At 38.5% G+C, this 21,691-nt stretch carries 20 protein-coding genes and 1 other RNA gene; 3 read left to right on the top strand and 18 right to left on the bottom strand.

Annotated features, from left to right (window positions below; translation table 11 throughout):
• Window positions 1–162: 162 nt before the first annotated feature.
• Window positions 163–1,032: a class II fructose-bisphosphate aldolase gene (locus tag IGJ24_RS04630; protein WP_002357972.1), complete on the bottom strand. Its 870-nt coding sequence runs from the start codon at window positions 1,030–1,032 to the stop codon at window positions 163–165.
• Window positions 1,033–1,234: 202 nt separating this feature from the next.
• Window positions 1,235–2,191, bottom strand: coding sequence for a YitT family protein (locus IGJ24_RS04625; protein ID WP_002381974.1), 957 nt, complete (start codon window positions 2,189–2,191; stop codon window positions 1,235–1,237).
• 234 nt (window positions 2,192–2,425) lie between these two features.
• Between IGJ24_RS04625 and IGJ24_RS04620 the strand changes: the two genes are divergently transcribed.
• Window positions 2,426–2,920 carry a YajQ family cyclic di-GMP-binding protein gene (locus IGJ24_RS04620; RefSeq protein ID WP_289865587.1) on the top strand — a complete coding sequence of 165 codons (495 nt, stop codon included), beginning with the start codon at window positions 2,426–2,428 and terminating at the stop codon, window positions 2,918–2,920.
• A gap of 16 nt (window positions 2,921–2,936) precedes the next feature.
• Here IGJ24_RS04620 and IGJ24_RS04615 read toward each other — a convergent pair whose 3' ends face one another.
• The 16 genes from IGJ24_RS04615 to IGJ24_RS04540 form a co-directional block, all read right to left on the bottom strand.
• Window positions 2,937–3,620 carry an HD domain-containing protein gene (locus IGJ24_RS04615; RefSeq protein WP_289865588.1) on the bottom strand — a complete coding sequence of 228 codons (684 nt, stop codon included), beginning with the start codon at window positions 3,618–3,620 and terminating at the stop codon, window positions 2,937–2,939.
• 21 nt (window positions 3,621–3,641) lie between these two features.
• Window positions 3,642–4,607 (bottom strand): asparaginase, encoded by a 966-nt coding sequence (locus IGJ24_RS04610; RefSeq protein WP_002357976.1) that lies wholly within the window; start codon window positions 4,605–4,607, stop codon window positions 3,642–3,644.
• Window positions 4,604–7,066, bottom strand: a complete 2,463-nt coding sequence (locus IGJ24_RS04605; RefSeq protein ID WP_438775361.1) for a helicase C-terminal domain-containing protein — start codon at window positions 7,064–7,066, stop codon at window positions 4,604–4,606. The genes IGJ24_RS04610 and IGJ24_RS04605 overlap by 4 nt, the downstream gene beginning before the upstream one ends.
• 36 nt (window positions 7,067–7,102) lie before the next feature.
• A complete protein-coding gene (locus tag IGJ24_RS04600; protein WP_289865590.1) occupies window positions 7,103–7,621 on the bottom strand; it encodes a GrdB-related putative oxidoreductase in 519 nt (172 codons plus the stop codon).
• A gap of 17 nt (window positions 7,622–7,638) precedes the next feature.
• A complete protein-coding gene (celB, locus tag IGJ24_RS04595; RefSeq protein ID WP_033624912.1) occupies window positions 7,639–8,994 on the bottom strand; it encodes a PTS cellobiose transporter subunit IIC in 1,356 nt (451 codons plus the stop codon).
• Window positions 8,995–9,012: 18 nt separating this feature from the next.
• Entirely contained in the window at window positions 9,013–9,342 is a 330-nt protein-coding gene (locus IGJ24_RS04590; protein ID WP_002357981.1) for a PTS sugar transporter subunit IIB, read from the bottom strand.
• Window positions 9,343–9,361: 19 nt separating this feature from the next.
• Window positions 9,362–10,315, bottom strand: a complete 954-nt coding sequence (locus IGJ24_RS04585) for a N(4)-(beta-N-acetylglucosaminyl)-L-asparaginase (RefSeq protein ID WP_002361636.1) — start codon at window positions 10,313–10,315, stop codon at window positions 9,362–9,364.
• Between the two features lie 169 nt (window positions 10,316–10,484).
• Window positions 10,485–11,783, bottom strand: coding sequence for a Sapep family Mn(2+)-dependent dipeptidase (locus IGJ24_RS04580; protein ID WP_002404439.1), 1,299 nt, complete (start codon window positions 11,781–11,783; stop codon window positions 10,485–10,487).
• Complete coding sequence (locus IGJ24_RS04575) at window positions 11,780–12,544, bottom strand: GntR family transcriptional regulator, LSA1692 subfamily (protein ID WP_002360565.1); 765 nt, start codon at window positions 12,542–12,544, stop codon at window positions 11,780–11,782. The genes IGJ24_RS04580 and IGJ24_RS04575 overlap by 4 nt, the downstream gene beginning before the upstream one ends.
• Before the next feature lie 171 nt (window positions 12,545–12,715).
• The gene (gene nth, locus IGJ24_RS04570) at window positions 12,716–13,363 is read right to left on the bottom strand and encodes an endonuclease III (protein WP_002357985.1); all 648 of its coding nucleotides are present in this window, start codon (window positions 13,361–13,363) and stop codon (window positions 12,716–12,718) included.
• Window positions 13,364–13,377: 14 nt separating this feature from the next.
• Window positions 13,378–14,094 carry a DnaD domain protein gene (locus tag IGJ24_RS04565; RefSeq protein WP_002357986.1) on the bottom strand — a complete coding sequence of 239 codons (717 nt, stop codon included), beginning with the start codon at window positions 14,092–14,094 and terminating at the stop codon, window positions 13,378–13,380.
• Between the two features lie 32 nt (window positions 14,095–14,126).
• Window positions 14,127–15,623, bottom strand: coding sequence for a carboxypeptidase M32 (locus tag IGJ24_RS04560; RefSeq protein ID WP_438775360.1), 1,497 nt, complete (start codon window positions 15,621–15,623; stop codon window positions 14,127–14,129).
• 18 nt (window positions 15,624–15,641) lie between these two features.
• Complete coding sequence (locus tag IGJ24_RS04555; protein WP_016633454.1) at window positions 15,642–16,805, bottom strand: THUMP domain-containing class I SAM-dependent RNA methyltransferase; 1,164 nt, start codon at window positions 16,803–16,805, stop codon at window positions 15,642–15,644.
• 237 nt (window positions 16,806–17,042) lie between these two features.
• Window positions 17,043–17,411: RNase P RNA component class B (gene rnpB, locus IGJ24_RS04550), an RNA gene on the bottom strand.
• A 107-nt stretch (window positions 17,412–17,518) separates the two neighbouring features.
• Window positions 17,519–17,929, bottom strand: coding sequence for a cell division regulator GpsB (gpsB, locus tag IGJ24_RS04545; protein ID WP_002363721.1), 411 nt, complete (start codon window positions 17,927–17,929; stop codon window positions 17,519–17,521).
• Window positions 17,930–18,022: 93 nt separating this feature from the next.
• The gene (locus tag IGJ24_RS04540) at window positions 18,023–18,565 is read right to left on the bottom strand and encodes a DUF1273 domain-containing protein (RefSeq protein ID WP_002360568.1); all 543 of its coding nucleotides are present in this window, start codon (window positions 18,563–18,565) and stop codon (window positions 18,023–18,025) included.
• Between the two features lie 62 nt (window positions 18,566–18,627).
• Between IGJ24_RS04540 and recU the strand changes: the two genes are divergently transcribed.
• Together recU and IGJ24_RS04530 are read left to right on the top strand one after the other, a co-directional pair.
• A complete protein-coding gene (gene recU, locus IGJ24_RS04535; RefSeq protein WP_002388848.1) occupies window positions 18,628–19,245 on the top strand; it encodes a Holliday junction resolvase RecU in 618 nt (205 codons plus the stop codon).
• Between the two features lie 41 nt (window positions 19,246–19,286).
• On the top strand, window positions 19,287–21,623 hold the full coding sequence (locus IGJ24_RS04530; RefSeq protein WP_002360569.1) for a PBP1A family penicillin-binding protein: 2,337 nt from the start codon (window positions 19,287–19,289) through the stop codon (window positions 21,621–21,623).
• Window positions 21,624–21,691 lie beyond the last annotated feature (68 nt).

The raw sequence follows: 21,691 nt of genomic DNA, 5'->3' as shown, positions 1-21,691 counted from the left end.
CCTATCTGTAATATACGTTTTCTAAATAAACTACCCAATCATTCTATCATAATCAAGCTTAAGAAAAAAGAAAACTTCTCAGGTATTTTAATAGAATGAAAAAATAACAAAAAATAAAAAAGACAGCCACGTGCTGTGGCTGTCTTTAACGTAACTAGTTGATTAAGCTTTGTTAGCTGAACCGAACCAATCAATGTGTTCTTCTGCATCTTTGATGATTGCAGCTTTACCTGGTGCTAATAATTTACGAGGGTCAAATCCTTTACCTTCTAAATCTTTACCAGCTTCAATATATTCGCGCGTTGCTTTAGCGAATGATAATTGGAATTCTGTATTTACGTTAACTTTTGAGATACCCATTGAAATTGCTTTTTCAATTTGTTCTTGAGGAATACCAGAACCTCCGTGTAATACTAGAGGTACATCAGAACCGACAGCTTCAGCAATTGCTTGTAAGTGATCAAATGCTAAACCTTTCCAGTTTTCTGGATATTGACCATGGATGTTACCGATACCACATGCTAAGTAGTCAATACCTGTAGCAACCATTTGTTTACATTCTTCGATATCAGCTAATTCGCCAGTACCGATGATTCCGTCTTCTTCACCACCGATTGAACCAACTTCACATTCGACAGAAATACCTTTAGCGTGAGCTTTTTCAACTACATCTTTCGCTAATTTTAAGTTTTCTTCGAATGGTAAGTGAGAACCATCAAACATGATTGAAGTATAGCCAACTTCGATACATTCTAAAGCAGCTTCGTAGTCACCGTGGTCTAAGTGAATTGCTACTGGAACTGTGATATTCATTGAGTCTACTAAATTAGTAATCATGTCTTTAGCTACTTTGTAGCCGCCCATGTATTTAGCAGCGCCCATTGATGTTTGGATTAGAACTGGTGCTTTTTTAGCTTCTGCTGCTTCTAAAATCGCTTGTGTCCATTCTAAGTTATTTGTGTTATAGCCACCTACTGCATAGCCGCCTTTACGTGCTGCTTTTAAGAATTCTGCTCCTGATACTACTGGCATAAAAAATTCCTCCTAAGTTTTTAAAAACTTTATTTGTTAGGTGTTCCCTAACCAACGGTTCTATTTTAGCAGAATTCCTGACACTTTTCTAGTAAAATTCCCTTTTTCAGAAAATTTTTGTCTATTCTTTCACATAACCTTCATTTTTATAAAAAAACCTCCAGTTTTCCCGTTATCACTTTGGGATCTGAAGGCCGACTTGCTATTTTAATTTTTTCTTTGGTGGATAACGTTTCACCTTGTAGGATTGAAGCTCAGGAAATGTTCCTGTACTATGAAAAATCCGTTGTTCATCTTCATTGGCAAAACGCCCTAAAACCGATTGTGTTGGTAAAATATTTACAAAGGCATTCTCATCGATACTGTAAACTGCTTGTTCTAAATCATAGAGTTCGTAGCGAGTAATGACCATCATAATCATCCGACCTTCTGCACCTGAATAGCCGCCGATTGAAGGCAACAAGGTCATGCCACGAGCGATTTGTTGAGAAACTTCTAAGGCAACAGCTTCTGGTCTCGTGGTGACAATCATTGCTGTGACTTTTTGGTGACTGGTATGAATCATGTCGACCACCTGACTCAAACAGTAAATAGAAATAATAGTATACAACGCACTTTCCCAGTTAAATACAAAACCAGCCAACAGCACAATAATACCATTTAATAAGAACATAAAATTACCAACGGTTTTCCCTGTTGTTTTTGAAAGAATCAGTGAAATAATATCCATGCCGCCAGTGTTAAAGCCCATTTTCAATGAAAGCCCTGCGCCAACGCCGACTAAGACACCACCCATAATTGCGTTCATCAAAGGATTCGTTGTGACTGTTACGATTGGCACAAACATAGTGACAACGGAAATACCAATAACATTGATGAAACTAAGAATCGTTGATTGTTTCCCTAATTTTACAAACCCTAGAATGAAGACGGGAATGTTTAAAAATAAAATGAAGATCCCTGTATTAATATGGATTCCTAAATTTGTATATAATAATGTAGCAATGATTTGCGCAATTCCGTTCATCCCTGCCGAAAAAACTTTTGCCGGAATCAAAAAGAAATTCAAACCGACCGCAGAAGTCAAAGCGGTTATCGCCATCACTGCTATTTTTTTTATCGATTCATTCCTTTGGTAAGTACTAACCAATCGACTCATTTTTCTTCGCTCCTTCGCTATTCTTCTGACTTAGAATAACAGGTTCTATCCTAAAAGAAAAGGGGCTAAAAGCGAACATTGAAAAAAATTTTTTTGCAACGTTTCCATGAAAGAATGCGGAAAGATATCCCTAAAAACTGATCTTCTTATTTCTCTATTCAAAATGATTCTAGCCTAACCTTTTTTACTATTTCATGATATGATGAAGCAAAGAATATTTTAGGAGGTTTTTACATGGCTGCAAAAGAAGCAAGTTTTGATGTAGTTTCAGAGGTCAATATGGAGGAAGTCAAAAACGCGATTCAAATTGCCTTGAAAGAATTGAAAAATCGTTTTGACTTTAAAGGGTCAATTGCTGATATTAAATTGGAAAACGATAAATTAGTAGTCGTAGCTGAAGATGATTATAAAGTCGAGCAAGTGAAGGATATTTTATTTGGAAAATTAGTCAAACGCAATGTTCCGATTAAAAATATTCATTTCTCAGAAAGTGAAAAAGCCTTAGGCGGTACTACTCGCCAATATGGTGATTTAATCAGTGGTATTGATAAAGAAAATGCAAAAAAAATCAACACAGCTATCAAAAACTCTGGGATTAAAGTTAAGTCACAAATCCAAGAAGACAAAATTCGGGTAACTGGAAAAAGTCGGGATGATTTACAAAAAGTCATGGCTCTTTTACGAGAATTAGATTTACCAATGGCTCTTGAGTTTAATAATTATCGCTAAAAAAATCCTTCAACTGTTAATGAACAGTTGAAGGATTTTTTTGTTTTGGTACCGGCCATTCTTGATTATTCAATAAAACGATTGGTCGGCGTTGGATTTTTCCTGAAAAAGCGGCAATTGCTTTGAAAACCTTTGGCATAAAATAAAACGCATTTAATTCTTCTAAATCCAGTTCTTCTTCTGCCATAAACGAGACACAAACCTCTTGTTCTGAAAGCATAATTTCAATTTTCTTTAAAAATTGAAATTGCCGCATTCCTGGCACGAAATAACCAGCCTTTGCAACACGAGAGGTTGTAATATCTAATTTATCACTAATGATTAGCGCTAGTGTCATTAACTCTTCCGAATCAAAGCCATTACTATGATTTTCTATAGAAGATAAAATTTCTTCTTGATAAGGCAAACAAATCTTTTGCTTACGAAAATATGCTTCTGCAAATTGTTTCCCACGAAGTGCATGTCCTGCTTTTCCTTGTAGCGCACCCACATCATGGAGCAGTGCCGCAATTTTTGCCGCCTCTAAATACTCCTCTGAAACAGCAAGTTGTTTCAAAATCATTTCCGTCATGGCCACGACATTGGTTACATGAAACCAATTGTGGTATGCCCACCCGGCTTCTTCATCTTCCATTTGACCAATTGCATCATAAATTTGTCGAATTTCAGTATCTTGATGAATGCGTTCAAACAGCTTCATTTATTTTCTCCTTAAAATTAGTTACTGTTCCAAAAATTCTTTTAACTCTGCAGGATTTTTTTCGCTGTTTAAACCAACAATTAAACGAATCCGCGCTTTCGGTCCGTTTAAACCACGGGCAAAAACGACCCCCATTTTTTTCAAGCCAACGCCACCACCAGCATAATCATAGATATCTTCAGCAATGCCATTGGAACAACGAGAAACTAAAACGACTGGAATCCCGTTATCTAGCATTTTTTGTAATGCTGGGAGCGTTTCTGGCGGTAAATTGCCCGCACCTAACGCTTCAATTACTAACCCATCCGTTTCTGGGGTGTTTAATAATTCAAACATCCGTTCACCCATCCCCGCATAGGCCTTCACTACGTGAACATTTCCTTTCACAGAAGAAACATCGCAAACTTCTTGCGGTAAGACCTCTTTCGCAAAAAAAGCACGTTCTTTCGCAATGGTTCCTATTGGTCCAAAAGTTGGCGTCCGAAACGTCGCTACGTTCGTTGTATGTGTTTTTGTCACATAACGCGCCGTATGAATTTCATCATTCATCACGACTAAAACACCTTTATCGTACGATTCGTCTGAACAAGCAGTCCAAATAGCACTGATGAAATTATACAAGCCATCACTACCGATTTCGTTACTTGACCGCATTGCTCCTGTTAAAACAATGGGGATTTTTTTCTCTAAGGTTATATCTAAAAAATAAGCTGTTTCTTCTAATGTATCTGTTCCATGCGTAATAACCACGCCATCAATTGGTTCAGAATAAGCTTTTTGAATCCGTTCTTTTAATTGAAACATCCGTTCTAAGGTCATGTGTGGTGAGGGAATATTAAAAATATCTTCGACAACTAAATGAACCTTGCCAGAAAATAATGCTTCTTGTTCCATCAACGGATTTTTTTCATTCGGGGCAACACTTCCTCCTGCTACTTTCGACATGGAAATGGTCCCACCTGTATGAAGGACTAAAATGGTCTTCATTTGTTTCCTCCTTTGTTTTCTTTATTTTTTAACCAAAATTGTTTCACTTGTTGAATGAGTTGTTCATTGGTGTTTGCCTTTCGATGCGCCAACCAATGCGGCGGAAAGAAACGCTGGACACTTGGTAATTCAAATCGTTCGTCTAATAACAACACAAAGCCTTTATCTTGCGCATCTCGAATGACACGTCCAGCCGCTTGCAAGACTTTATTCATGCCAGGAATTTGATACGCAAATTGAAACCCTTGCCCTCGCTCTTCTTGATAAAAAGTGCGAATCAGTTCTTGCTCCGGATTCATTTGTGGTAGCCCGACACTAACAATTATCGTACCAATCAATCGGGTACCTTTCAAGTCAATTCCTTCTGAAAATATACCACCTAAAACACAAAAACCGATGAAAGTTTCTTGAGGATTCTCTTTAAATTCAGCTAAAAATGCTTCTCGCTCTTTTTCGTTTAAGTCCGTTCCCTGAATTTGAGTTTTTACTTGCGGGTAGCGTTGGCTAAATACTTGATAGACATCATCCATATAGGCATAAGAAGGGAAGAAAATTAAATAATTACCTGTTTTTGTTTCACTTAACTTCCCTAAAAGTTCACTAATCTGTGGATAACTTTTTTCACGGTTTTTATAGGTTGTTTGAAGATGACTACCAATCATCAACAATTGATTTTCTTCTGGAAAAGGATACGGAATCCGATAACGTAGGCTTTCTTCACCTCCACCAAGCACTTCTTGATAATAATTCAGAGGTGTTAAACTTGCCGAAAATAAGATACTCGCTTTCCCTTTATCTAATCGTTGTGACAATAAATAAGCAGGATCGACACAAAATTGTTTCACAACGCAGTCATAGTTTCGCAAAGAAATAGACGTATAAAAGCCGTTGTCGTAATACTCGCTGATTCGAAGATAACTTAAACAATCAAAATAAAAACTGAGAATCGACGCCAATTCCTCAATGTGTTGATTTTCTGGCAACCATTCTGCAATTACTTCTGTTAATCGATGTATCTGTTTAACTAATGAATCAATTGGCGCGCGTTGGGCAAAAAAATCCGTGTCTTTTTCTTCACAGATTGCTTCAATATCATCAAACGTAGTTAAGACTTTTTGACAAGCTCTTTTTAATTGAACAGATTCTTTTTGCAATCTTTTTTGAATTTGCAAAACCGCATTCCTAGAAATAGCGGCCGAATACATCTCCCGTGAACGATTAACCAAATTATGGGTTTCATCCACTAAAAAAATATTCTCTTCTGCACTTTGGGGTTCTTCAAAGAAGCGCCGTAAATAAACCGTTGGATCAAATAGATAATTGTAATCGCCAATAATTAAATCACACCAAAGACTTGCATCTAGCGACAACTCGAATGGACACAATTGGTGCTTTTGTGCATACCGTTCAATAACCTCTCTCGTTAAATGATTTTCATGTTGCAATAAATCCCACAGTCCCTCATTTAAACGATCATAATAGCCGTCAGCAAACGGGCAATGTTCTGGTGTACAATTTCGTTCAGTTAAAAAACAAATTTTATCTTTTGCTGTTAACGTAATACTCTTAGTTTGCGCTTGTTTTTCGGACAGCGCTTTGACGGCATCTTCAGCCACTTGCCGCGTGATGGTCTTAGCTGTTAAATAAAAAATCCGTTCGCCTTCTTCTTCACCAATTACTTTCATCGCTGGAAAAAGAGTGGTCATTGTCTTGCCTGTTCCAGTTGGTGCTTCCACGAAGAGCCGCTGTTTACTAAGAATTGTTTTATAGACGGCTACCGCCAATTCTCGTTGCCCTTTGCGATACTCCCCATAAGGAAAACTAAGATTTTTTAATGATTTATTTCTCAAAATACGCCATTCTTCTTTAAAAATTACCCACTGTTCATAGCGCTTCATCAAATCAGTAAAAAACTCCGCTAATGCAGCTTCTGTAAAATGGCGTTCTTGTCGTGTGATTTGTTTTGTGGTGGTCTGATAATAAGTGAGTTGAAGCGTTATTTCAGAAAGTTGTTCTTGCTGGCAATACATGTGACCATAACACATCGCTTGATACCAAAACAATTCGACCTTTTCTGGCGGCAATTCTTCAAACGCTGGCTCGGATGTTTTAATTTCATCAATGACCACTTGCCCAGTTTCTTTCACAAAAATGCCGTCTGCACGACCTTCTACACAATAATTATGTCCATTTAAAGGCACCTCAATTTTTAAAGATACTTCCTTTTGATAAAGGCTCCCCGCTTCCTTTTGCAACATTCGATGAAGGCGACTACCTTCTTGTGGTGTATGTTCACTCACATGGCGAGAATCGATACTTCCCCGCCTTAAAATAAATTCGACCACTTGACGCACCGCAATTTTTCTCGTTGATTTCACGTAATCCCACCTATCTGCCTCCCTATTATAGAACATACATTCGCTAAACAAAAGCAAAAAATCCATAACGAACACAATCATGCGTTCATTCTGGATTTCTCTTTAGATTATCAACAATTAAAAACAACTTGTTTCTTCTAACTGTTTGGTTTCTTTTCCATTTGCTTTTGCCACGACCAATTGCGCCATTTGTTTAAACGAATTATTTAAACCAATGCCGCCCTTTTTCGGCATCTTCACAATCGGTACTTGCTGATAATAGTGACTAACTGCTGGATTTTCTTCTGCCATTGCTGCAATTGCAGGAATGCCCGCAGCATTAAACTTACAAGCTAGACTAGCGGCCATTTCTCCAAAATTAGGATAATGCATGGCTGGTCCACAAAGAACCGCATCGGCATGAAACTTTTTTGCAAAGCCAATAAATTTCTTTGCTACCTCTTCCTCGTTTTCCAAATAATATTGGTCTCCACAATAAAGTGTCGCAACAATTTCCGCTCCTTGCTTATGTAAAAATGGTAGCAATGTTACCCCTGGACCTAAGGGAGCTTTTTTACCACTTGGTTTCAGCTGAGCTTGTTCATCACTGCCAAATCCTGCTAAACTGTGGTTTAAGACTAAAAGGATTTTTTTCACGCCTATTTCCTCCTTATTTATAAATCATCGAAGTCAAAGGAATCAAAATCAATTTCTTCACTCTCTTCTTCTTGTGCTTTCCATTCTTCACGTAAATATTGGTCATCCATAACTCGAATAAAAGGATAGTAAATGAACATTCCTAGTACCAATAAGAGAGCTTGCAGAATTGATCCTTGCCAACCGCTGACTAAAAATCCTGAGATAATTGGTGGGGTCGTCCACGGCAATTGAATACCATTCGTCAATGGAACTAAGCCCCAATCCATAGCAAAATAGGCAATAATAATATTAATTGCGGGTACTAAGACAAATGGAATTAAAAGGATTGGATTTAAAACAATTGGCAACCCAAAAATGATTGGTTCGTTAATCCCAAAAACACCAGGAATTAGTGAAAGTTGCGAAAGCTTTTTAATTCGTTGACTTTTACAGAATAAGACCATCACAATGATTAATGAGAGTGTGGAACCGGCACCTCCAAATGTTGCAAACATATCTTGAAATTGTCCAGTGATGATGTTGGGAATTTCATGACCGTCTTTAAATGCTTGTAAATTTTCAACAGACAATGCCCGCAAAACAGGATTAAAGACTGCGCCAACCACACTACCTCCGTTAATGCCAAAGAACCAAAAGAAGTGTAAAAATAAATAAGCAATACTCATTGCACCTAAGGTATTACCAAGACTCAATAAGGGCGTTTGTAGAAATTCAAAAATAACATCTTGTAAATTACCATAAGGAGTTAAAGCAGCCAGCCAATTGACTAAAAACATGAGAGTAACAACTAAAAAGCTCGGGATCAGGGCCTCAAAAGACTTAACCACTGTTGGTGGCACTCCTTCTGGCATTTTTATTGTCCACCCTTTACGAACAATGGCCACAAATAAACGAGTCGCAATTAATGCGACAATCATTCCTAAAAACAAACCACTGGAACCCATCCATTTTAAAGGTAAACTAGTAACTTCATAAACCTTTGAACTATTTTCCGGTGTAAATAATGTTTGATAAGGCGTTACAATAAAAAATGAAACCAATGCGATAATTCCTGCTTGCATTGCATCCACATTGAATTGTTTCCCTAAACTATAGGCAATACCGACAACGGCCAGAATGGTCATTACATCAAAACTAGCACTAGCTGGAACAGACATCATTGTCGCCCAGTCTTTACCAAGAAAATGAGACATCCAAGTATCCCATTGTGGCAAAGGAAAATTAGCAATTAATAAGAAGACCGAACCAACAATCAACAAGGGCGTTGATAAAAGGAAGCCATCACGAATCGCTACTAAATACTTATTTTCTCCTATCACTTTTGCCAAAGGGGTCAATACGCGCTCTAACCAATCCAAAAATTTTTGCACGGTCGTCACTCCTATCTATTATTTTTTATTTTGCTTAATTAACCGCAGCGCTTCTTTCAATGCTTTTTCGCCATCCATCATGCCATAAATTTCTGGCGCAATTGCAGCAACAGGAATCCCTTGAGGAGCAAATTGTTCTTTTGTTTTTTCTAATAAAAAACGGACTTGTGGTCCTAATAAAATAGCAACAGGCTTCTCTGCTTCAACCACTTCTTGTGCTCTTGCAATAGGAAAAGCAGTAATCATTAAAGGCATTTGATGTTTTTCCACCACTTCCATCATTTTATTCACCATAATACTTGTAGACATCCCTGCATCACAAAAAAGATAAATTTGTTTTTTACTCATGTTCCTTCACTCTCCTCATTTATTCAATTGGTGCTTTGATTCTTTTTTCATAGGCCGCTAACCATTCTTGTGAAATCGGCTGAATCTCTGTGGTATGATTCTTGCCTGGATTTGCAATATAGATTTCTGGTTGCTGCATATCAGTACCAACCGTAAAAGTAAATTCCACATTCGTAGCTACGCCCCAGTCTCCCTGTTTGTTCATGGCCACTAATGAAAAAGCTCCTGCTTTCCCATAACGTTGAGTCAATTTTTCGTGAAAAGCATAGACGGCTTGATCACATGCTTGTTGTGGCGAGCGCCCTTCCCCCATTAAACGAACGATTTCATAAGAAAGACAGCCTTTCATTAAATCTTCACCTAATCCTGTAGCCGCAGCACCACCAATTTCACTATCAACATAAAAACCAGAACCTGACAGTGGTGAATCACCAACACGTCCTGCTTTTTTCATGAAGAGTCCCGAACTGGAAGTGCCAGCTGCCATTGATCCTGTTTGGTCTAACGTAATAGCGCCGACAGTATCATGCCCATCATAGGGGTTCAACTGATTTTCCTGAATTTCTTTTAAACGCTTTTGCCACCATTGATTAGCGCGTTCTGTCAACATATTCTTTCTTTCAAAACCGTGCAACATTGAATATTTCGTTGCACCTGCGCCAACACGAAAACTATTAAACTTCTCTTTACTTAATGCTTTAGCCACTGAAATCGGATTTTTAACATCTGTAATTCCTGCCACAGCACCAATTGCAAATGTATCTCCATCCATATAGGCAGCATCCATTTCTAAAATCCCTTCCTCATTAGGTAAACCGCCGTAGCCCACTGACTTATAAAAAGGATAGTCTTCTACTTCTTTAATTAATTGTTCCACAGCTGTGCCTGCAGCACCTCCTTGTTGTAATTCTTCTGTAGCTTTTAGTAACCCATCATGTGCCATCCGCCATGTCGCAATTGCACCCCAAGTCATTTTCCATCCGCCCTTTCGTTAACGCTTACATTTCTCCACCATTATAAACTAGTATATACTGTTTTGTATATACTGAAAATGAAATTTTATACAGAAAAATAAAAGATACACGTATGCGACCTCTACGAAACACATTGGCTTCTTCTCATACGTGTATCTTCTATTGGTTTTACGCTTCTGTTAATGCAATCATCGCTTGCATATAGATTTCCAGATTAAGCAGTAAATCTTTTTCATCCATATATTCATCTTGGTTATGCGCAATGCCTTTTTGACCAGGAAATGACGGCCCAAAAGCAACGATATTCGGCATAAAGCGAGCATACGTAGCACCTGTAGTTGTAACTGGCGTCCCATCTAAGCCAGTAATTTGTTCATAAACCTTGGTTAATTTTTGAACATTGCGCTCATCTTTTGGAAACAACGTACTAGGGAGACGGCGGATGACAGTCACTTCACTTTCTGGAAATAGTGCCTTTGTTAGCTGCGTGGTTACTTCATTTTCTGTAATAGAAACAGGATAACGCACGGCCAATGATAACACCAATTGCTGTCCTCGTTTTTCCAACGCATAGGGCGTTAAAATCAATTGCCCACTATCCTGATCCTTAAAGTCTAGAGCTACTCCTTCGCCATAGTGCTTTTCGTGAAAACTAGCGGTTAACCAGTCGAAATACTGTAATAAATTTCCTTTGACTAACTGTTCCTCGCTAATTTTCTGTGCCAATAAAGTAATCGCGTTCTTGCCTAGTTCTGGCGCATTGGAAGGAGCACGTTTTCCCGTGATTGCCGTTGTTTTTCCCGCAATCACCACACTTAATTGATCAGGTACGTGGTCTTTTGCTTGATCACCTATAATCTGACCAATTTGTTCACTTGAATCATCTGGGATGGTCGTTGTGATTTCATAATTAACAATCCCTCGCTCCCCATAAACTACTGGATATTTACAATCTGGAGTAAATCCAAAAACGGGTGCGTTTTCCTTCTCTAAATATAAGGGGATATCTCCACTCCCACTTTCTTCATCCGTGCCAAACATTAAGCGAATGGTTTTCTTTGGTTGGTAACCAAGTTCTTTCAGTAATTTCATTCCATACAGGCAAGCCAAGATAGGACCTTTATTATCTAGAATTCCTCTACCATACAAACGTTGATTTTTTTTCGTTAATTGAAAGGGCGGCACTGACCAGCCAGAACCTTCTGGTACTACGTCTAAATGACCAATAATTCCCAGATATTCTTCCGCTGTTCCCCATTGCGCATAGCCAACTGCGTCATTGACAATCTCAGTTTGAAAGCCATAACGCTCTGCTAGTTTCAGCGTTTCTTCCAAGGCTCTTTTCGGTCCTTCGCCAAAAGGTGCCTCTTTTTTAGGCGACCCTTTCACACTTCGAATCGCCATAATTTTGTTTAAGTCTTCATAAAATAAATCTTTTTGAGCGGCTATTTCTTCTTTTATCTTCATTCGTTCCAAGAACCTCCTAGCTCCACTTGGTTGTTTTCAGACGGGCTATAGCGGGTCAGTGTGTTTTTAAATGTGTACCGATCTGCTCGATATAAAGAGACATCATATAAAATGGGGGTTGCATCAAGCGCATAGGTGATAGAGTGGACTTGTAAAAGTGGCTGGCCCACAGGAACATGCAATAATTCTGAAATTTCCGCTTCAACTAAGATTGCTTCAATTTCTTGATGCGAATAAGCAATCTCGACGTTCTTCTCGATTAAGCAGAAAAGAGAGCCCTCGAAGTCTTGCTTCGTATGGCCTTGTACGTATGCCTGTGGCAAATAAATTTTTTCAACTGTCATTGGTTCGCCGTCTAACATTCGGCGGCGAATCAGTTCATAAATTGCCTCATTTTTGCCTACTTGGAGCGCCTCCCGAATTTTCTCAGCGGGATGTACTACTTCTTCAAAGGAAATGACTTCTGTCTGGCTTTTTTTCCCGTAAGCTTTGGCTGCCTCAGTAAAACCTTGTAAGCCAGCGCGGCCACTTTGAATTTTCGCTTGCGACATCACATAACTACCTTTACCATGTCGTTTTACCAAAATATTTTTGCGGATCAAATCATCAATCGCTTTACGGATGGTCAAGCGACTGCAGTTATATTCTTTAGCTAAATCATATTCTGAAGGTAATTTTTGTGCACTTACATACAGACCGTCTCGAATCTTCTTTTCAATTTCTGCAGAAATTTGCTTAAATTTGGGTGCATTTTCTGTCATCTCATCGCCTATCTTTCTTCAAAAAAATAAATTTTCTAGTATATACCACACTGTCTATACTAAATCAATTTTTAAGAAACCGCAATCATTTGTTGCGTTTCTTAAAAATCAAAAAAGAAAGCGAGCCAAAAGTCGGTTGGACTTGTGGCTCGCTTTTTTAGGAAAAATATGTTATTTCCCTTTCATCCGTTCTTTGCCTTCTTGACACATATAGAGTAGCGGACAGGCTTCACATTTAGGCGCTCTTGCTAGGCAGTGATAACGCCCAAAGAAAATCATGGTATGGTGCGTTTTCACCCAGAGTTCTTTCGGAACTTTACGCATTAAGGTCTGCTCAACTTCAGTAACATTCGCATTTAGCTTACAAATTCTAAGGCGCTTGGACACTCGTTCCACATGTGTATCTACTGCAAAAGCCGGTTCGCCGAAAGCATCTCCCATTACTACATTGGCTGTTTTTCTCCCCACGCCAGGTAAACTGACCAGTTCATCTCTGGTTTGCGGAACTTCTCCATTGAAACGTTCTAAAAGTTGTTGTGCGCACGCTTTAATATTTTTTGCTTTATTGCGATATAAGCCAATGGTTTTTATTTTAGCAATAATCTCCTCCACCGGCGCAGCTGCTAAAGCTTCTGGAGTTGGAAAAGCTGCGAATAAACCAGGAGTCGCTTTATTTACCGATACATCGGTTGCTTGCGCACTTAAAATCACAGCAATTAATAATTCAAAAGGATTCTTATGTTTTAATTCACATTCTGCATTTGGAAACATCTCATACATAATTTCAATAGCTTCCATTGTTTTCTCTTTTGATAGCATGGCCCACCTCCTTTTTATTCACTATCTTCTGGATTTAACCAATTGTGTAATGTAACCTTTGGCAACGATTCTTGTGTCTGACCTTGTTGTTCAATCTCATTTTGAATCATAGAATCTTTTCGTTTTTTCTGATCAGCAGCCACTTGTTCTTTGGTGGTAATATTTTTACGCTCCCACGCAAGTAAAATACGATCAATATATTTCAAACTATACGCCTGATTTAAAACGGCTTCTCGCAACGCTAACCGGATTAATTCAGGGGAATAATGATCCGTGTTCAACCACTGACCAATCATTTCTAATTCAATGGGTGAAAGTGGACGTCCGAATTCTTTTTCAAAGCCTTGGTAAAGCTGTTTAATTTCATCTTCGTGGTTTGCGACAACTTGTTTTTCTTTGCTCGTTTGTAAAAATAATTGAATCTTTTGAAAAACAGGCAGTAAATCATACGTATCCATCATTTGACCTTTTTGGTTTTGTTGTGTTTCAATTCGAATAAAACCGCGAGAAACCAATTGATTTAATAACTTATAAATCGTATCTGGCGTTTTACCCATCGTCTCTGCAATCGCCATTAAGTCTGGAAATAAATCGCCTGCATTTTGCGAACGAAAAAGTTGCAGTAAAAAGAGAAATTCATCATCTTTCAAACCAATTTTTTGGTAATGATCAAATAGTAAGTTTGAGATTGTTGTTTCACCAGCTTCTAAATATTCACGAATTGATAACATTGTTGTTGTCCACTTCCTCTTGCTTGTTTCACTTATTGCACTTGATAAACATCAAAATAAATAGCTTTCATATAATCAATTAAATAACTAGGATTCAATTCTTCTCCCGTTGCATCATAAATTAATTGATTTGGTTTACGTGAAGCGCCGTACTGATGAATATGTTGTGTTAACCATTTACGGATATCAGAATAATCCTCCGAAGCTAAAATTTCATCAACAGATAATTCTTGTTTCATTGCGTGAAATAGTTGCGCGGCGTACATATAACCCAAGGCATAAGATGGGAAATAACCAAAGCTACCTCCAGACCAATGAACATCTTGAAGGACACCTTCTAAGTCATTTTCAGGTGATATGCCTAAGTACTCTTGGTATTTTTCGTTCCACACTTTTGGCAAATCAGCGACTTCCAAAGAACCATTAAACAACATTTTTTCAATTTCATAACGAATAATGATATGCAAAGGATAGGTGAGACTATCGGAATCAATCCGAATCAAACTTGCTTTCGTTTCTTTTAAAGAAGCATAGAAATCTTCAAAAGCAATATCATCAAAAGTACCTTCTGCGCATTCTTGGAAAAACGGGTATTGTTTTTGCCAAAAAGCCCGGTTGCTACCAATGATAATTTCATTAAAGAGCGATTGTGATTCGTGAATCCCCATAGAGGCACCTTCGCTTAGCGGCGTAAAGTCAAATTTAGGATCAAAATTTTGTTCATACATCCCATGACCCGCTTCATGAATCACACCAAATGTTGCCATTGAGAAATTATTTTCTTCCCAGCGCGTAGTAATCCGCGCATCATTTCGATTTAGAGCTGTCATAAATGGATGAACTGTATCATCTAATCGGCCTTTTGAAAAATCATAGCCTAATTGTTCAACCACACCAATCACAAAACGGCGTTGTTGTTCTTTGGTCATTCTTCTAGATAAAAAGTCGGTTCTAGGCGGCGTACCTTTTTCCTCTAAAACGGTCCGAATCTCTTGAATCCCTTGTTTTGCTTGGTCGAATACTTGGTCTAGTTTCTCAACCGTCATCCCTGGTTCAAATTGATTTAATAACACATCATACGGAGTTTTTTCTTCTTTTTGCCAATAAGGAATGAACTCTTTTTGGAACGCAACGACCTTCGTTAAGGTTTCTTCTAACAAGCCGAAATCTTTTGCAGCGCGTGCTTTTAGCCAATCTGTATGTGCTTGGTTTAATACTTTAACATATTCTTGCATACGTTCAGCTGGAACATTTTTATTCAAAGCATATTCTTCTTTTACTTTTTCAAAAACCAGTTTCCCTAATTCAGATAATTCTTCAGGGCGTGTCTCAAAATAGGCCAATGCTTCTTGAATAACTGGGCCAATACTTCGTTCAAAATATAATCCGGTTAAATACCCTTCTACTTCTCCTCGAAAAGGACTACTTTTTTCTGGCATCCCAGTTGATGAATCCCAGTCTAATAATGTCAAGGCATTTTTTAGTAATTGAATTTCTTTCACTTCTTGTAAAAATACAGCTTCCTTCATTTTTTTACACCAGCTTTCTTAGTCTTCCCGTGGTTTTCTTGGTGGACGTGTTCCCCAGTATTGGAATAAATCTGTTCGTAAGGCTCCGTTGTAAAGCTTCCGTTTTTTAGTAGCTTTGGCACCATAATATTCTTCAAAAGCAAGATCACTCGTCAGTATATACTTGCTCCAAGTAGTTAACGGACGGAAAACATGGCCCATTTCTTTATACAAACGACGAACACTTTCCTCTTCTCCTAAACGCTCACCATAAGGCGGGTTAGCTACCATTACACCATATTCCTTCTCGGTTGTAAAATCTTTTAAGGCCAATTGTTTAAAGGTAATTGAATCACCTAAACCAACTTCCTCAGCATTCGCTCGTGCGACTTCAATCATTCGCCCATCAACATCTGAACCACAGATATCTAATTCAACATCGTAGTCTGCCTTTGTCTCGGCTTCGTTACGTACTTTTTCAAAAATTGCTGGATCAACCCAATCCCATGTTTCACAAGTGAAACTACGATTAAAGCCAGGGGCAATGTTATGGCCAATTAATGCTGCTTCAATACAAATTGTTCCAGAACCACAAACTGGATCATAAAAAGGACGATCTTTGCGCCAATTGGTCAACATCACTAAAGCAGCTGCCATGTTTTCCTTAAGAGGTGCGCCCCCCTTTTCAATGCGATAGCCTCGTTTAAATAAACTTGGTCCAGTCGTGTCCAACGTCAACGTCACTTTATCTTTTAGCAGAGCCACTTCTAATTTAAACAAAGCTCCTGTTTCGGTTAAAGGCACCGTCGCTGGACGATGGTAAACTTCTCTTAAACGGTTAACAATGGCTTTTTTGGTGATGGCTTGGCAATCAGGAACACTATACAACTTTGACTTAATTGATTTACCTGCAACTGGAAATTCTGCATCTAAAGGCAAATAATCTTCCCAAGGGAGTGCTTTAACTTTTTCAAATAATTCATCAAAACTATAGGCGTTAAATTCGCCAACGACGATTTTAATCCGATCTGCTGTTCGTAGCCATAAATTGGCAGTGGCAATTGTTTCAACTGTGCCTTCAAAGACGGCCCGACCATTTTCTACTTCACAGGGAATCCCTAAATCACGCAATTCTTTTCCAACTAATGCTTCTAAGCCACTAGCAGCCGTTGCAACAAGTTTGAATGTTTTTTCTTTCGTCATAAAAACTCCTTCTTGACTCTTTTTTATTGTCTGGAGCTAACAGTCCTGCCGACTACTGCTCCGCTTGTTTTTTGTAATTGTCCGCTTTCTCTGAACTAAACGGTCCTGTCCCAGCCTCTTTAGAACAGACAGCTTACTACTTTTATCTCAGTTTCTTTATTTTAACATTTTTTTATTCTTTTCGTAAAAAAAGCCTTCACAACTACGTTGGAAGGCCTTCCTGAATTACTTGTAATTTTCTATAAGCCATGTTCTGTATCACCAATTCTTCAGGAAAAATTGGTGACGGTCATCATCTATCTGCAGAGTAAACTCTGCCTCTTCTACTCGTTCATTTCCTTTAGAAGAGCGCCCCTACCATTGTTTGGGTTGCTCGCTCGAGGGGTTTACCGCGTTCCACCGATGGAGTTTCCCACATCGCTTCGTCACTGTGGCACTTTCAAGGATACTTTGACATAGTCGAAACCTTAGTCATTTTTCCTGCCGTTACTCTAAAAGAGTACCTTAGCTTATGATTTCGCTAAGCACGAACACTACAAGCATCTCAGCTTGTGCGAGCATGGACTTTCCTCAGCTTGCAAAAGCAAACCGCGATCACCCGAAAATTACAAATCTGTTTAAACGAACAGCAAAAATTTATACACTAAAACAAGTGTCCGCTATTCTAACAAATGCTTTTTGTTCCTCGTGAAAACTTGACTTAAATTGTCTTGTTAAAATTGACGTGTTTGTGCATTATCAACATCATGATTCGCTGGTTCTGCAGGCATTGACGGTGCAGAAGGCGTTACAGGTGTTGAAGGTGTTTCATCTAACTTTTTACCAAAAACTTCACGCTCTAAGTTTGATAAACGTTTTAAAATATCAAAGTTGGTCACTGCTGCACTTTTTGGTACTTCTTGAGCAACACGAGGCGTTGGTTGGGCTTTTGATAATTGGTCTAATTTTGCCATTAAGCGGCTGTTTTCTTCTTGCAAGCTTAATAATTCTTTATTATAAGCTTCGTAGTCTTTAATAACATTGTCTAAAAATTCGTCTACTTCAATTGGGTCATACCCGTTCATCATTTTCGTTTTAAATTCTTTTTGTAAAATGTCTTTAGGACTATATACTAAATTTGCCATGTTTACACCTCATTTGTTTATTTACGATAGAAAATTTCATAGTTCCACAAGTACTATTGTAACGAAAAATAGCTAGAAAATCAAACAGATTCTCTAATCAATCACCGAGTTTTGTAAATCATCCATTGTAATTAAGCGAATATCATAGGGTTCTCGTTCCGAAAAATGTTGTGCATCCTTTAAAAAATACTCCGTTTTGCCAGGGTACTCTTTGTCATAAATAAGTAAGCTGCCTCCAGAATGTTCCAAAAGAAATTTTGTATGCATTTTTAATTGTGCTGGCGATTGATAGGGTTGGTGACTTACTGAGTTGATATAATCAGCCAAACTTTCCGCTTTCGTTAACAGTTCTCGATTTTGTTCATTCCAATTATTGCCAAAGTCTTTAAATGGATAAAGCAAACCTAGCTGAACTTCTGGATATTCCGTTTTTAATTCCCCAACTACTTCAGCTGTCCAAAGTTCAACACCTAAATTGCCAGAAATCAAAATCCATTCTACTCCCGCTTCAATATAACTGGCTAACTCTTTTTTTAAGACATTTTTAATAACTGTGATTTTCGGGTCTTTTCCTTGAAATATCCCCAATTCAAAGCTGCGATAACCGGTGACATAGAGGGTTTTTATCATTTCCATAAGTCATCCCTTTTCTTTCAGGTCTTTTTTTTGGTATAATACAGGCTAGGAGTGTGATAAACGTGACGTTCCATTATCCTAACGGAATACCTTATAATCATCATGAAGCACAATCACCAAAAAAACAAGTAAAAAAGAAACGCCCCGTTGAATTTGGTAATCGTGGGATGGATTTCGAAGAAGCGATCAATCAAAGCAATCAATATTATCTATTGAATAAGCAAGCAGTCGTTCATAAGAAACCCACTCCTGTTCAAATTGTTAAAGTAGATTATCCCAAACGAAGTGCGGCTGTTATTAAGGAGGCCTACTTTAGACAAGCTTCAACGACTGATTATAACGGTGTATATCAAGGCCGTTACATAGATTTTGAAGCGAAAGAAACGAAAAACACCACGTCCTTTCCCTTTAAAAATTTTCATCAACATCAAATTGATCATATGGAACAATGTATAGCACAACAAGGGATTTGTTTTGTGCTATTATGGTTTTCAAGCTTAAAACGCTGCTTCTTTTTTAGTGGTGAAAATCTAATAACGCATTGGAAAAACCAAGCAGTTACTGGAAAAAAATCTATGCCGCTTGCACTCATCGAGAAAGAAGGAATTGAATTATCTTTTGGAATCGCACCGCGAATCCCTTATCTCGACGCAGTGGAACAATATATTCAGACACACTAGATTCATAAAGTTTTGAAAGTATAACAAAGGAGTTGCTATTTATGCCAACCGCAAATTCAGGCTCGCGAGCTGCTAGACATGCATCCAACACCTCATCGAAGTCGAGTTACAAGAAAAAGACACAACCGCCGAAAAAGAAAAAACGGCTTGTTTTAAAAATCTTTCTTGGCTTACTTATCGCTGGGATGGTCGCTTTTTTAGCAGGCGTTGGTCTTTTTTGGTTCTATGCACGACAAGCCCCAAAATTAGAAGATGACAAACTGAATGCGACAGTTTCATCGAAGCTTTACGATATTAATAATGAAATTTTTGAGGATTTAGGCGCAGAAAAGCGTGAATTAATTCAACCAAATGATGTGCCTCAATTATTAAAAGATGCCATTGTTTCTGTCGAAGACCGTCGTTTCTATAAACACATTGGTGTGGATCCGATTCGGATTATCGGTTCTGCCCTTTCAAATGTCAAAAATGGTGGATTACAAGGCGGAAGTACCTTAACCCAACAATTAATTAAATTGTCCTACTTCTCTACAAAAGAATCTGACCAAACCTTGAAACGGAAAGCACAAGAAGCATGGATGGCTGTTCGTTTAGAACGTGAAAAATCAAAAGAAGAAATTTTAACTTACTACATTAACAAAGTCTACATGGCGAATGGTTTTTATGGAATGGAAACAGCGGCTGAAAATTATTATGGTAAACATTTATCTGAACTTGATTTACCACAAACGGCCCTACTGGCAGGAATGCCACAAGCGCCAAACTCATACGATCCCTATACAAAACCAGATACTGCTAAAGAACGCCGGGATGTTGTACTCTACACAATGTACGACAATAAAAAAATCTCGAAAGCAGAGTACGAAAAAGCCAAAGCTACCCCAATCGATGAAGGCTTAGTGCCATTAAAAGCCAGTGATGACAATCGAAAAGTCGTAGATAATTACGTCAAAGAAGTAATCAATGAAGTGAAAGCAAAAACTGGTAAAAATGTTTACACAGACGGACTAGATATCTACACAAACTTAGATATGAATGCCCAAAAACAACTTTACGATATTGTCAACAGTGATCAATACGTTGCGTTTCCAGATGATAAAATGCAAGTGGCTTCAACCGTTATTGATGTTGCCTCTGGACAAGTCCGAGCACAAATTGGTGGTCGTCACATTCCTGATGATGTGCAATTAGGAAACAATTTAGCTGTTAACACCCAACGTGATGTTGGTTCAACCGTGAAACCAATCATGGATTATGGTCCCGCAATTGAGAATTTAAATTATTCGACAGGTCGCCTCATGGTGGATAAACCAACGAAATATCCTGGTACCGACATTGATGTCTTCAACTCTGATTTAACATATCAAGGCGTCATTACTATGCGCCGTGCGATTATGGGTTCTCGTAACACCACCGCGGTCCAGACGTTTGATGAAGTTGGTAAAGAAAACATCATGCCTTTCATTAAAGGACTAGGAATTGACTATAAAAACTTAGAAGCGTCAAATGCCATTTCAAGTAACACAAGCGATGTAGATGGCGATAAATACGGGATTTCCTCATTGAAGTTAGCAGCAGCTTATGCGGCTTTCGCCAATAACGGGATTTATAACAAACCGTATTACGTAAACAAAGTCGTTTTCAATGATGGAACTAGCGTTGATTATCAACCTGATGGTAAACGTGCGATGAAAGACTCTACCGCCTATATGATGACGGATATGTTAAAAGATGTTTTAAACGGCGGAACAGGATTTAACGGCGCCATTCCAGGCTTAATCCAAGCGGCCAAAACAGGGACTTCTAACTATACTGATGAAGATTTAGCGCGAATGGGCACAACAGAAAAAGGAATTGCCCCGGATAGTACCTTTGTTGGTTATACAACACACTATGCCGTTTCTGTTTGGACTGGATACAATGATCGAAATACACCAATCTATCAAGAATACTATGGGATTGCCTCGGATGTTTATCGTGAAATAATGAGTTACTTGTCTCAAAATGTTTCAAACGATGACTGGGTGCAGCCAGACAGTGTTGTGCGGGTAGGTAATGAATTATACGTGAAAGATGCCTATGAGGTACCAAATGTACAAGTTTTACCAAGTACTACCTCTTCAGCACCACAGCCGGAATCTAGCAGTACGGTGGAATCCTCTTCCACAAAAGAAGCGGAAAGTTCATCAAGTTCTAGTTCAGAAAGTGCGCCTTCTTCCTCTGAAGCGCCACCATCAACCGAACAACCGGCAAGCTCTTCCTCAGCAGAGCAACCGGCAACATCAGAACAACCACCTGAACCTTCAAGTTCTAGTTCACAAGAACCACCGCAACCACCTGAAAGTAGTTCTAAACCAGATGAAAATAAAGCAGCATAAAAAGTACGGGGCTCATGATGAGCCCCGTACTTTTTTAGAGTAAAAATGGACGAAGTGAACTGAATCAC

This window comes from Enterococcus sp. DIV0546 (assembly GCF_051712785.1).
GTDB lineage: Bacteria > Bacillota > Bacilli > Lactobacillales > Enterococcaceae > Enterococcus > Enterococcus faecalis.
The sequence above is the reverse complement of the archived record's forward strand: the minus strand, read 5'-3'. Positions and strand labels throughout refer to the sequence as shown.

Bases quoted from the DNA above. Each gene is read 5' to 3' on its own strand.
- IGJ24_RS04630 (WP_002357972.1), bottom strand. From the start codon at position 1,032: ATGCCAGTAGTATCAGGAGCAGAATTCTTAAAAGCAGCACGTAAAGGC.
- IGJ24_RS04625 (WP_002381974.1), bottom strand. From the start codon at position 2,191: ATGAGTCGATTGGTTAGTACTTACCAAAGGAATGAATCGATAAAAAAA.
- IGJ24_RS04620 (WP_289865587.1), top strand. From the start codon at position 2,426: ATGGCTGCAAAAGAAGCAAGTTTTGATGTAGTTTCAGAGGTCAATATG.
- IGJ24_RS04615 (WP_289865588.1), bottom strand. From the start codon at position 3,620: ATGAAGCTGTTTGAACGCATTCATCAAGATACTGAAATTCGACAAATT.
- IGJ24_RS04610 (WP_002357976.1), bottom strand. From the start codon at position 4,607: ATGAAGACCATTTTAGTCCTTCATACAGGTGGGACCATTTCCATGTCG.
- IGJ24_RS04605 (WP_438775361.1), bottom strand. From the start codon at position 7,066: ATGATTGTGTTCGTTATGGATTTTTTGCTTTTGTTTAGCGAATGTATG.
- IGJ24_RS04590 (WP_002357981.1), bottom strand. From the start codon at position 9,342: ATGAGTAAAAAACAAATTTATCTTTTTTGTGATGCAGGGATGTCTACA.
- IGJ24_RS04585 (WP_002361636.1), bottom strand. From the start codon at position 10,315: ATGACTTGGGGTGCAATTGCGACATGGCGGATGGCACATGATGGGTTA.
- IGJ24_RS04580 (WP_002404439.1), bottom strand. From the start codon at position 11,783: ATGAAGATAAAAGAAGAAATAGCCGCTCAAAAAGATTTATTTTATGAA.
- IGJ24_RS04575 (WP_002360565.1), bottom strand. From the start codon at position 12,544: ATGACAGAAAATGCACCCAAATTTAAGCAAATTTCTGCAGAAATTGAA.
- nth (WP_002357985.1), bottom strand. From the start codon at position 13,363: ATGCTATCAAAAGAGAAAACAATGGAAGCTATTGAAATTATGTATGAG.
- IGJ24_RS04565 (WP_002357986.1), bottom strand. From the start codon at position 14,094: ATGTTATCAATTCGTGAATATTTAGAAGCTGGTGAAACAACAATCTCA.
- IGJ24_RS04560 (WP_438775360.1), bottom strand. From the start codon at position 15,623: ATGAAGGAAGCTGTATTTTTACAAGAAGTGAAAGAAATTCAATTACTA.
- IGJ24_RS04555 (WP_016633454.1), bottom strand. From the start codon at position 16,805: ATGACGAAAGAAAAAACATTCAAACTTGTTGCAACGGCTGCTAGTGGC.
- gpsB (WP_002363721.1), bottom strand. From the start codon at position 17,929: ATGGCAAATTTAGTATATAGTCCTAAAGACATTTTACAAAAAGAATTT.
- IGJ24_RS04540 (WP_002360568.1), bottom strand. From the start codon at position 18,565: ATGGAAATGATAAAAACCCTCTATGTCACCGGTTATCGCAGCTTTGAA.
- IGJ24_RS04530 (WP_002360569.1), top strand. From the start codon at position 19,287: ATGCCAACCGCAAATTCAGGCTCGCGAGCTGCTAGACATGCATCCAAC.